This is a genomic window from Echinicola rosea (assembly GCF_005281475.1).
GTDB lineage: Bacteria > Bacteroidota > Bacteroidia > Cytophagales > Cyclobacteriaceae > Echinicola > Echinicola rosea.
Window position 1 is genome coordinate 3215137 of sequence record NZ_CP040106.1, and the last position, 12434, is coordinate 3227570.

Consider the following 12434-nt stretch of genomic DNA (forward strand, 5'->3'; position numbering starts at 1 on the left):
ACCCGTATAGTAAAAACTTGATCTCGTTTTAAACCACCATCACTGTTTAAAAGAAACCATATATGATGGTATATATATTTCGTGCCGCTGGCACTTCCCAGAGCGGTGGAGAACACCTCTCCATCCTGCGGCTGAATCCGCAGGTTACTGTATAGGCCATGCCGCTGGCATTATAACCATGAACATCAATGTCGTTTATGAAGGAAAAAGCTGGGGAGAGGTTAAGGGCATGTTACGATGTACAACTGTAGGTCAAAGCCCAATCGTGGGACTACTGTCCAACAGCTCTACGATTCCACAGTTCTACAATTAACGCTAAACCCATTACCTTTCATAAATCACCTAAAAAAATACCCATAAATTAGAAATTAGGCTTGATTCCAATATGACAAGATAAAAGTGAACGGAAATGGTAAATGCCCGGTCGATTGAGGTCGAATTTTGCGAATAACTGAATTTTTGCACACCTTTAGGGAGATTATCACCCTCACTCTACCGCATTTATGTCCTTTTCAAACCTTAATCAAAGTGAAAACATAACCGTTGAGCAGCTTGTCAGTGGCAATGAACAAGCTTTCTCCGCACTATTCGAGGAATATTCCCCCCAAGTGTATTATATCGGACTTAAATACTTGAAATCACAAGATTTGGCCAATGACGTGGTGCAGGAAACTTTCCTAAAGCTCTGGAACTACAGGTCACACATTGATACCACCAAACCGATCAAGCCACTGATCGTAACCTTTGCCAAACGGATTATTCTTAATTTGATACGCGATGAAAAGCGTAAAATTCTCAAGCACCTGGAAATCTATGCCATCTCCAGTCCGTTCTCCAATAAAACCGAGGAACAGGTGATTTTTAATGAGACGCACCAAGTGTACCAAGAGGCCATAAAGTCCCTTCCTGAACGGAGAAGAAAGGTTTTTTTACTTAAATCTGCTGAAGGGAAAAGCAATGAAGAAGTGGCTGAGGAGCTGGGCCTATCTGTCAATACCGTCAAATCCCAATACACCAAAGCCCTTCATACCATCCGCGAATTCGTCTCCAAGTATTACATAATCCTGGCCATTGCGGTAGCAGCGACCGAGAGGTTGTAGTCTTGAAGTGAGCGTGATAATAGTGCATTATGGAAACTTGGAGCCTTCGAGCCTTTGTGGCCGACGAGATAGGTGGTATTGAGTTAAAAAACTCCATGCATGTGGTTCCGCAGCACAGCGCGGTTGGAACAACAGGTGATACCTTTACCTCCAAACTTTTCAACCTTACCACCTCCAAACTTTCTAACCTATTTCGCCGATTGTTAAACTTTTTTTAATACTAGCGTAATACTTTTCCTTGGATTGGGTGTATTCCTACCAAACACCCCAAGTCAATGAACCGACCTACAGAAGAGCAGTTATCAGATTATGTGAACAATCACCTGAGTCCGAAGGATGCCAAGAAGGTGCTGGAATGGCTTTCTACGTCTGATGGGCAGGCCTATTTAAATCAGCGACTGGAAGCGGATTTTGAGGCATTGGACCAGCGACAGAAGCCATTGCTTAAGTCCAAAGTGACAGCAGATGATATTCTGAGAAGGGCCGAATCCCAGCAAAAACAACCTGCGATGATCAAGCAACGCCCTAAATGGGGAATGGTCAGGTTAGCGGCATCTGTCGCTCTCATAGTGGCCGTGCTAGGTGGACTGATCTATTTCCTGACTGGATGGACCACCTATGAGGAATACCAGACGGCTTTTGCGGAGTCGGCTGATATCCGGCTGCCTGATGGATCGATGGTGCATATGAGCGGAAATAGTAAGCTGAAGTTTGCCAAAGAGTGGGAGTCGGATATGCCACGAGAGATTTGGTTTGAAGGAGAAGGGTACTTTGACATCGTAAAGAAGCAAGCCGCCAATAAGTTTACCGTGAAGACTCCACGAAACTTCGACGTCCAGGTATTGGGCACCACCTTTACCGTCACTGCTCGGAAGTCCGCATCACGCGTTGTGCTGGAGACGGGAGCCATTGCACTACATGTCACCAATGACAGCGGTGCTGACCAAATCATGATGGAGCCAGGAGACTTGGTGGAAATGGACCAAGCCAATGACCTTCTGATCAAAAAGGAAGTACGACCGGAAATTTATACCAGTAGAAAAGACGACAAACTGGTTTTTGATAAAACTCCCCTAAAAGAAATTACCAGGATTCTCAAAGATGACTATGGCTTTACCGTGGTGGTCAACGATTCTAAAATACTCGATGAGAAATTTACAGGCGTAGTGCCTTCTAAGGATGTGGAAACCCTGCTGGAGGGACTGCGGAGTTTGTTGGATGTCAAAATCATCCGCGATGAAAATATCATAAAATTGATTCACTAACCATTTACCCCATAAACTTATGAAAGTAAAGTTTTTACCGATTATGGGCTGTCTTTTGATAGGGAACATGGGTTGGGCCAATGTGCAACAGCAAAAGGCACTTTCCTATAACTACCAAATCGAAAATACCAGTTCTACAGCCATAAAGAGGGTCAGTTTGACAAGCCTTCTTAAGATGGTAGAGAAAAAATATAACGTGTCCTTTCTCTATAAAGATGAAATCAGCCATGAAGCCATTTTTGGTGATGCGGCGTTGTTGGAAGGCCTGTCCTTTGGTGAGGCCCTCAAAATGATCAACAGCAAAAATCCCGGATTGGAATTTGATCGCATAAAAGCTGATTTTTATACCGTTAAGCTGAAGGAGGCTGATGCGGGGTTGCCGGCGGCAACTGAGCGAAACCCTGAAAATTCAGCGTTCAAGTCTGCTAGAACCATTGCCAGGAATATTTCCGGTACAGTCAGTACCAGTGATGGAGAAACCTTGCCCGGAGTCAGCATTATGATCAAAGGCACGACCAAGGGAACGGTTACCGATCTGGATGGTGGTTTTACGATTAGTGCACCGGATGGACAAGTTACCTTAGTGATTTCTTTCGTTGGGTATAAAAAGAAGGAAGTCATCGTGCCGGCAGGAGAATCCACCGTGGATGTCGTCATGGACAATGATGTCCAGTCACTGGATGAAGTGGTGGTGGTCGCCTATGGAGAGCAGACAAAAGCCTCCTTTACCGGTGCAGCGGTGGACGTGAAAATGGACAAAGTACAGGGTGCTCCCCGGGCATCATTTCAGGAGAGTTTGCAGGGAAATATAGCGGGTGTACAGTCTGCAGCGGCTTCAGGCCAGCCGGGCTATGCGCCTAACATCCGGATCCGGGGCGTAGGCTCCATCAATGCGAGCTCGGATCCCTTGTATGTGGTCGATGGAATTCCTGTGGTGGCGGGAAATATTTCCCAGATCGCTACCAGCTCCAATACCATTGCAGGTCTAAATCCCAATGATATTGCTTCTATGACGGTGCTGAAGGATGCTTCTGCTACTTCGATCTATGGATCTAGAGGGGCAAATGGCGTCATTCTAATCACTACCAAACAAGGGAAATCAGGAAAGACAAAGTTTGACGTGAGCATGCAACGCGGTACCAGTCAAGTGCTGCTGGATGATCGCAACAAGCCATTGTCCACACCTGAGCTGGCGGAACTGTTAGTGGAATCCAGGGTAAACAATGGAGATACGCCGCAAGAAGCAGAAGACTATATCTACAGCCGAATTGATGAAAGTATCAATACCAATTGGTTTGATGTCATTTCACGGGATGGAACCTACCAGCAATATTACATCAGTGCTTCCGGAGGGAATGAGAAGACCAATTTTTACTCTTCCATTGGCTATTACGATCAGGAAGCACCTATTATTGGGATTGATTATGAAAAACTCAATGCAAAAGTAAATGTGCGTCATGCCGCTACTGAAAAACTGACAATGGACTTTGGGTTGGCCGCTAACACCCAGCTGATGCATACCAATAGTGAAGCGGGAAGTGCCAATAATCCAGTGAGAAGTATGTTCAGGGAGGTTCCTTGGGAGCCCGTTTACAATGAAGATGGTAGCTATAATACCGATATTTTATTGACCTACAATCCAGTAGGATTGGTCAATGAAAATATCAGGGAAACCAGGTTGTACAATGCACTGGGAAATGTAGGCTTGAAGTATGATATCATGGATAACTTTTCCTTCGAAACAAAAGCCAATTTGGACTTTAACCTGGCTGACGAATTCCAGTATGACAACCCTTATTTTGGTGCCGGAAGGAATGATGGGGGTCGAGGCCGCGCCTATACCAATATAGTGGTGAACTGGAATGTGACCAACCTCCTGAAATACCGTTGGGTAATGGATGATCATAACAGCATCGCCTTTACGCTAGGACAAGAAGCGCAGAAAATCTCCGCTAATTCGGTATATGCTTATGCAAGTAATTACGGCGCTCCTGGGCTCACCACACTTGCTAATGCTTCTGTTTACAGAAACGCCTCTTCGGAGAAAACAGCATCTTCCATTACTTCTTTTTTTCTGAGTGCAAACTATTCGTTTTCAGATAAGTATTACTTTAACGTGACGGGCAGAAGAGATGGTTCATCCCGCTTTGGCTCCTCAGTGCGTTATGCCAATTTTGGCTCCGTGGGATTGGGCTGGAACATCCACAAGGAAGAATTCTTCAATGTCAGCTTTGTGGATGAACTTAAGCTGCGCGGTAGTTATGGGGTGAACGGTAACCAGGGAATTGGTGATTTTGAGTCCCGAGGATTGTATAATACAGGCAATGATTATAATGGCTTGCCTGGCTATGCCTATTCCCAGCAGTCCAATCCATACCTGACGTGGGAGAAAAACAAGCCCCTGAACATCGGGTTGGATTTCAGGATCTTTGAGCGGCTTAGTGGTACGGTCGAATATTACAACAGGATGACTTCTGACTTGCTGTTGAATGTGCCGATTTCCGGAACCAATGGGATTACAAGTTACATGGCAAATATCGGCGAGATGCAAAACAGGGGTTTGGAGTTTAGTCTGAGTTCTGTGAATATCCAACAGCCGGACGGTTTACAGTGGACGACTGATTTTAACCTGACCACCAATAAAAATGAAGTGGTAACGCTAAAGGATGGAGAGGATATTGTGGATGGGCAATACATCCGGAGAGAAGGAGCTGATTTTTATACTTTTTACATGCCGGGCTATGCTGGCGTGGATCCAGCAAATGGTGATGCGCTCTGGTACACCGATGCATCCGAAAGTGAAACGACCAATGACTATGGAAATGCGGATCCATATGAGCATGGAAATGCTTCACCTAAGTTCTTCGCCGGTCTGAACAATACCTTTAATTACAAGGGGTTTGGCCTGTCTTTCCTCTTTTACCTGAATTATGGCAACAAAGTCTATGACTATTGGGGCAGGTACCTGGCCAGTGATGGAAGCGCCCAGCTCAATGACCGAGGTAACATGAGCCGAAAGATCTATGAGCGGAGGTGGCAAGAGCCTGGTGATGTGACAGATGTGCCTAAAGTGGTGTGGGGAAATACCCAGTCAGGTAGCTCCAGTCAGCACTCCACCCGCTTTCTCTATGATGGTACCTATCTGCGGTTGAGGGATGTGACCCTTTCCTATAACCTTCCCAATTCATTGCTAAGCAAATTAAAAATAAGCAATGCAAGGATCTATCTTCGAGGCAATAACGTCTGGACTTGGGTAAAGGATAAAAATCTTGAGTCTGACCCAGAAGTGGGGATAGCAGGGATGACGGACTTGAGAATCCCTACATCCAGACAATATCTGTTGGGCATTGACTTCTCATTCTAAACCACTGAAACCATGAAAAAACTACATTTATACATGATTATAGGAGCGCTCACGGTAGGAAGTATGTCTTCTTGCAGCGAGTCCTTCCTAGAGATTGATCCAGAACAAAGCGTGTCCACCGATAAGGTGGTGACTGATGTGAATACCCTGCATACCGCCCTTAACGGGGTGTATAGCAAATTGCAGGATGATGGCTATTACGGCAGGTCAGTATATGTGATCCCGGAATTAATGGCGGATAATCTTTACCTAAGCCTTAGGAATACGGGAAGGTACTTGGATTACCATAATTTCATTGTTCGCGAGCAGGATTCATATGCTGAGGATCTCTGGAATACTTCCTATGAAGTAGTCATCAATGCCACCCGTGCCATTCAAGGCGGAGAGGCTTTGGAGGTGGCCGGTGATCAGCAGACCACTACCAATCAGCTAATCGGAGAAGCTTATGCTTTGAGGGCTTTGGGGCATTTTGACCTGACCAGGTTCTTTGCGCAGCCGTACAATTTTACAAATGATGCCAGCCATCTTGGTGTCCCGGTAATTGCCAGCATTGGAGATGATCCTATTTCACCAGCCAGAAACACCGTGAAAGAGGATTTTGACCTGATCATTGCCGACCTGAACCAAGCCATCAGCCTGATGAGCAGTGAAAGTGCCAATGGGACATTTTCTGTCAATGCTGCCAAGGCATTGCTTTCTAGGGTGTACCTTTATACAGGACAATACGATCTGGCTGCCCAAAATGCCACTGAGGTGATCGAAAGTGGGGATTATGAGCTGCTGTCTGCGGACAATTATAGTACGGTGTGGGCACCGGACTATAATTCGGAAATCATCTTTGAAATCGTCAATACCTTGGCCGATAATGCAGGGACCAACGGCTTGGGGCACTTCTTTGCTGAGGAAGGTTATGCAGATGCTTTGGCTACAGAAGAGCTGTTTGCACTATATGCTGATTCCGATGCACGGAAAACTGCCATCGTCAGAAAACCTAAAAATGGGGCAGAAGATGATGCCTTATTTGTGATGAAATTCCCCCAGGGAGCCTTGCAGGATGACAATGTAAAGGTCCTTCGGTTGGCGGAGTTGTACCTGATCAGAGCGGAGGCTTATGCCAAAACCAACCAGCCTTCCCTCGCACTGGAAGACCTCAATACCATCCGTCAGACCAGGGATCCTGAAGCGGCTCCAGTAGCTGCCAGTGGGGATGAATTGCTTGAGAGCATCTTGGAAGAACGCAGAAAGGAACTGGCTTTTGAAGGACATCGCTTGTTTGACCTCAATCGCAATAAGATGGATGTCACGATCGATCAGGGAGAAGAAGTAATCGAAGCTTCCTACCCGAATGACCGATTTATCCTGCCCATTCCATTGGCAGAGCTGAATGCAAACCCGAATATAGCACCTCAAAACGATGGTTATTAATCAAGCGGCTGAGGAAATGGACGAGGGAGTACTGGTATTCCCTCGTTTGTTTTATATTGACCCAAATATGCTTAACAGTTCCTTTGGATATTAAGGACATGAGGGTTCTTTTCAGTAGTTTGAGCCGGTTATTGCAAAGCCCCCAATACAGATGGAACAATGAACAAAAGACCAATTGATGAATAAGAAATACATGATCTTGGTGATCGTGGGATTACTCACGGTCACACTGGCGTGCCAAAGAAGCAAAGTGGTTTTTCTGGAGGATCATCCCAAGGCAGAAAAACTGGACAGCTTATTCCGTTATTTAAATGCCGAGGGCCTATTTAATGGGGCTGTGGCGGTAGTGGACGAAGGGGAGTTGATTTTCGAGAAAGCCTATGGACTGGCCAATTTCGAGGATAGCAGTGCTTTCGAAACCATCACGGCAATGGAGGTAGCTTCCGTTTCCAAGCAATTTACCGCCTCAGCCGTCATGCATTTGGCCCAAGATGATAAACTTGCCATAACAGATGATATCCGGGCGTACCTGCCTGACGGATTTCCTTATGAAGGCATTACCATAAAGCATCTTCTGAGTCATACTTCCGGCATGCCTGATTATACGGCACATTTTATTGACCATTGGCCCGAAGATAAGCTGGCAAGCAATAAGGACATCGTTGCTTATTTCATCCAGCACCAGCCTCCCGTGAAGTTTAATCCAGGGGAGGCCTATGATTATAGCAATACCGGCTATGTGCTGCTGGCAGAGATTGTGGAAAGTGCTTCTGGAATGCGACTGGATGAGTACCTTGAAGCGCAGCTTTTTGAACCTTTTGGGTTTCAGCATGCGGGGTTTTATCAGCGGGCTGAGATATATACCTTGTCCGATTATGCACCATCGTTCAGGTGGTCTGCCGATTCATGTGGGTACATCCGACCGGAGCATCTACCGGGCAAGGCCTATTATTCATTCCTTAGTGAACGGTTGGGGCCGGGGAGGCTTTCATTGAGTGTGGAAGACCTTTTGCGCTGGGACCGGTTACTCTATAGCGATGATTTCCTTTCATCTGAAACTAAGAAATCCATGTTTACTCCAGTGGAATATGAAGGAGTGGATACCGATTATGGTTTTGGCTGGCACAATTATGAAGATGATCAAGTGGGGCCAGTGAGCTATCACACAGGAAGCTGGGCCGGTAACAAGAGCTATATCAAGCGGTTTAGAGGGGTGGAAAGCACTGTGATCCTTTTGAACAATACCCAGAGCCCTTACATGACCGAAATACGACATGCCTTGGATGCCATTGTGACGGAACGGGATTTGACGCCTATATATCCTTCCTTAAAAGAACAATTTGCCAAGCTTTCCTGTCAGCAGGGATTTGATGCTGGGCGTTGGCTGGAAGGGATTGACTTGCAAGCGTATCGTTTTACGGACGAAGAATTAGATGAGATTAAAGATACCATTAACCATTAACCACATATAGCATGATATACCGGAACACATTAATCTGCGCCTTGGCCATTTCCTTTTTGATCGGCTGTGGTCAAGGAAAAGTGGAGGAAAAAGTAGTGGAAAAAACTTCCGATAATCTGCCGATAGAAAACGCTATTTTGGAGGAACAGGAGAGTTTTTATTATGTGGACTTTGCACAATATCCAGCAAAGGACAGACATTTGCCAATAGGTGTATTTGATTCCGGGACCGGAGGACTTACCGTTTTGGATGCGATCGTGCAGTATGATGGCCATCAGAACGGGGACAGGACAGCTGGGGCCGATGGAGCGCCGGATTTTGATGAGGAGGCGTTTATTTATTTGGCCGATCAGGCCAATATGCCCTACGGGAATTATTCAAGTGAGGGCAAGACCGACTTGTTGGTGGAGCATATTCTCAAGGATACCCAGTTTATGCTTTCCAATAAATACTATAAAGGAGCCGATGCCAAAAATTACAGTGATGACAAATCTCCGGTCAAGACGCTTGTCATTGCTTGCAATACTGCGACAGCCTATGGCAAAGAACTGATTGACGAATTTATCGAAAAAGCAGGTGTTGATGTGCATGTCATCGGTGTAATCGATGCTGGTGCCAGGGGAGTTTTGCAGGTTTTTGGCCCATCTGGGGATGGATCCATTGGTGTGATGGCGACAGTGGGGACAGTAGCTTCCAAAGGGTATGAAAATACCATTTTGAGAATCAAGGAAGAACAAGGATATACGGGGGAAATCCACATATACAACCAAGGAGGACATGGCATCGCAGAGGCTGTGGATGAGGAACCGGATTTCATCAACCGTGAGGCCAGCAAGCCAAGGGACAACTACAGGGGGCCTTCTCTGGACCATCCGGAATTTGAAATTGACAAGACCCTATTGGATATCTATAATTTTGATTTTGACCATTCCAAAATGCTTTGTGATGCCAAGGATACGGATGATTGTACGGTGTTGCAATTGAACGATACGGAGAATTACGTCCGCTATCACCTGGTTTCTTTGATGGAAAAGATCAGAAAAGATCCGGAATCCCTGCCCCTGAAGGCCATAGTGTTGGGGTGTACACATTATCCTTACTTGACGTCTGATATCGAGACGGTCTTGGAAGAACTTTACGATTATAAAAAGGACGGTGAATTTATCTATCGGGATTTTATGGATAAGGATATCGCCATTATAGATCCGGCAGTCAGGGTAGCGCAGGAACTGTATGTTTACCTGCAAGAAAATGACCTTTTCAATCCCGCAGGTGATATGCATAAGAGCCAGTTTTTCATCAGTGTTCCCAATACAGATAATCCCAAGGTATCCACAGACGAAAATGGTCGCTTTCCCTATGCATATAAATACGGAAGGAGTGCCGGGGAGATCCAAGAATATGTAAAAGTGGTGCCATTTGCGCCTTCCAATATACCAGCGGAAACTGTTGATCGGCTTTCAGGTTCGATCCCAGCGACTTTTCAGCTAATACCCGCGCTAAATTCAGAAGAGAAAGTATTGAGCCATCATGAAAAATAACCGAATATGTGTGCCTTGGTTATTGCTGGGGCTTTTTATCCTGATGGCTTCCTGCAAGCCAACGGTAGAAGTGGACGTATTGATCACTGGGGGGATGGTGTTTGATGGTAATGATGCTCCTGCAAAACGTATGGAAGTAGGTATTACCGATGATAAGATCAGCTATGTGGGGACTCCCGGAGAGCATAGTATCTCCAGTCAGCAGACAATCGATATTGCTGGCTTGTACCTGGCACCAGGGTTTATCGATCCACATACGCATGTGGAGCGGGAGCTGTCAGATCCTGAGCAAAAGGCCAATTTGCGCTATCTGAGACAGGGGGTGACGACGGTCTTTGCAGGGAATGATGGCAGCAGTCCCATGCCCATCAAGCGGAAACTGGACGAGTGGGAGAGAAATGGCATCGGCACCAATGCTGCTTTACTCGTCGGCCATGGATCGGTAAGAAGAGTGGTGATGGGAATGGAAGCAAAAGAAGCCAACCCAAATGAGCTAACGGAAATGGAAGAGGTCGTCAATAAGTCGATGGAAGAGGGAGCTTTTGGGATTTCTACAGGGCTGTTTTATTCGCCCGGCAGCTTTGCCAACATGAGCGAGGTGATTGCGCTGTCCAAAGTCGTAGCCAAGCATAATGGTATTTATGATACGCATATGCGTGATGAGGGCTCTTACAATATTGGCTTGATGAATGCGGTCAGGGAAACCATTAATATTGGAAAAAAATCAGGTGTAGCTGTGCATATTTCCCATATCAAATGCCTCGGGACGGATGTATGGGACAAAAGCCCCGAGGTAATCGAGCTGATAGAAAAGGCTAGGGAGCAAGGTGTCCACGTAACAGCCAACCAATATCCCTATTTGGCGTCCAGAACTTCCCTCAAAGCTGCTTTGGTGCCCCGGTGGGCAGAGGACGGTGGATATGAAAAAATGATAAAGCGGTTTGATGATCCAGGGTTAAGAGATACGTTGATCGCTGGGATCACCAAAAACCTTCGCAAAAGGGGCGGACCCGAATCGCTGATATTTTCCGATGCCGTGGAGAAAAATATGAATGGAAAGAGCTTGGGTGAAATGGCCAAGGAGTTGGGCATGAGTTTGCCACAGGCTACTATGGAAATCCTCAGAAACGATGGGGGCATCAAAGTGATATCCTTTAACATGAAAGAAAGTGACTTGGAGCGGTTCATGCAGCAGCCGTGGGTGATGACAGGGTCTGATGGTGGAGCAGGACACCCCAGACAATTTGGTACCTTTCCCCGGAAAGTGCATAAGTATGTGCAGGAAGAAGCGGTGATCGATCTGGCGTTTATGGTGCATAGTTCGTCCGGTTTGACGGCAGCAACTTTTGGTGTGAAGGGTAGGGGATTTGTAGAAGAAGGGTACTTTGCCGATTTGATTGTCTTTGATCCAGAGAAAGTGAAAGATATGGCCACCTTTGAGGCTCCCTATGAGGAAGCAGAGGGTATAGATTATGTTTGGGTGAATGGAGAACTGGTGATCGAGAAAGGTAAATATACTGGTAAATTGGCCGGAAAGGCCTTGAGGAAATGAATTTACGAAGTGCCAAGGAGGTAGCTTTTAGGATTTGCTGCGCATTTTTTGCTGTTCGGGGATTTGTAATCCCGAACCCTAATATTGGGGATTTGTAATCCCCCAGTGCGTTTAAACATGGCATGAACTACTTATATATTCAGATAGGCTCTTTTTCATTTAAGCAATAGGACTAAGTATTTGATATGAATTAAAAAATATTTCAATTAATTTATTGAATTATTTGTAAAATAAATCAAGTGTTGTTACCTTTACAACATAAGGGATGGACAAAAGGTCTTTCAGATACTGTAGGGTGATGAAATTGGCAGACATGCCCCCCTGTCTCGGGGGTGGGGATCTGGGATAAAGCAAATATCGAGCTCGTGTTTTGCCTAACTGCCCCGTGGAGGTTCGAGTCCTTCCCCTACAGCAGGTTATTTTGGGTTTATTGTTAATTGACTAAAGCTATGAGATTGTTTTCATAGCTTTTTTTTTGGCCTAGTTGAAAAGTTACAGGATTGAAAAATTGGAAGATTGCTTCTACTCGATCCCCACTGGCCCCACTAGTCCGCATTTGGAATGCGGACTTCCGAGCAAGGCATTTGTATTGCCACCCTTTCAATCTGCCCATATTAAAACCTTCCATTCTTTCTACCAACTAATCTTCCAATCTTACAATCTTCCCACCCTTACAATTCTAATAATGGGCTGCATGAATTCTTGATCAGCAGGTAATATGCGAA

8 protein-coding genes are annotated in these 12434 nt (G+C 45.7%); all 8 read left to right on the plus strand.

From position 1 onward, the window contains the following. Positions 1-178: 178 nt before the first annotated feature. The 8 genes from FDP09_RS24200 to FDP09_RS12910 all read left to right on the plus strand — a co-directional run bounded on the left by FDP09_RS24200 (position 179) and on the right by FDP09_RS12910 (position 11709). Positions 179-313 carry a hypothetical protein gene (locus FDP09_RS24200; RefSeq protein ID WP_262710621.1) on the plus strand — a complete coding sequence of 45 codons (135 nt, stop codon included), beginning with the start codon at positions 179-181 and terminating at the stop codon, positions 311-313. Between the two features lie 190 nt (positions 314-503). Next, positions 504-1100 (plus strand): RNA polymerase sigma factor, encoded by a 597-nt coding sequence (locus FDP09_RS12880; protein WP_137403052.1) that lies wholly within the window; start codon positions 504-506, stop codon positions 1098-1100. A 275-nt stretch (positions 1101-1375) separates the two neighbouring features. After that, positions 1376-2365, plus strand: coding sequence for a FecR domain-containing protein (locus FDP09_RS12885; RefSeq protein WP_137403053.1), 990 nt, complete (start codon positions 1376-1378; stop codon positions 2363-2365). 19 nt (positions 2366-2384) lie between these two features. Next, positions 2385-5729 (plus strand): SusC/RagA family TonB-linked outer membrane protein, encoded by a 3345-nt coding sequence (locus FDP09_RS12890; protein WP_137403054.1) that lies wholly within the window; start codon positions 2385-2387, stop codon positions 5727-5729. A 12-nt stretch (positions 5730-5741) separates the two neighbouring features. Beyond that, entirely contained in the window at positions 5742-7154 is a 1413-nt protein-coding gene (locus FDP09_RS12895; protein WP_137403055.1) for a RagB/SusD family nutrient uptake outer membrane protein, read from the plus strand. Between the two features lie 178 nt (positions 7155-7332). Further along, positions 7333-8616, plus strand: a complete 1284-nt coding sequence (locus tag FDP09_RS12900; protein ID WP_137403056.1) for a serine hydrolase domain-containing protein — start codon at positions 7333-7335, stop codon at positions 8614-8616. An 11-nt stretch (positions 8617-8627) separates the two neighbouring features. Then, on the plus strand, positions 8628-10157 hold the full coding sequence (locus tag FDP09_RS12905) for a glutamate racemase (protein ID WP_137403057.1): 1530 nt from the start codon (positions 8628-8630) through the stop codon (positions 10155-10157). After that, positions 10147-11709 (plus strand): N-acyl-D-amino-acid deacylase family protein, encoded by a 1563-nt coding sequence (locus FDP09_RS12910; RefSeq protein WP_137403058.1) that lies wholly within the window; start codon positions 10147-10149, stop codon positions 11707-11709. Before FDP09_RS12905 ends, FDP09_RS12910 begins: the two co-directional genes overlap by 11 nt. The last annotated feature ends 725 nt before the right edge of the window (positions 11710-12434 follow it).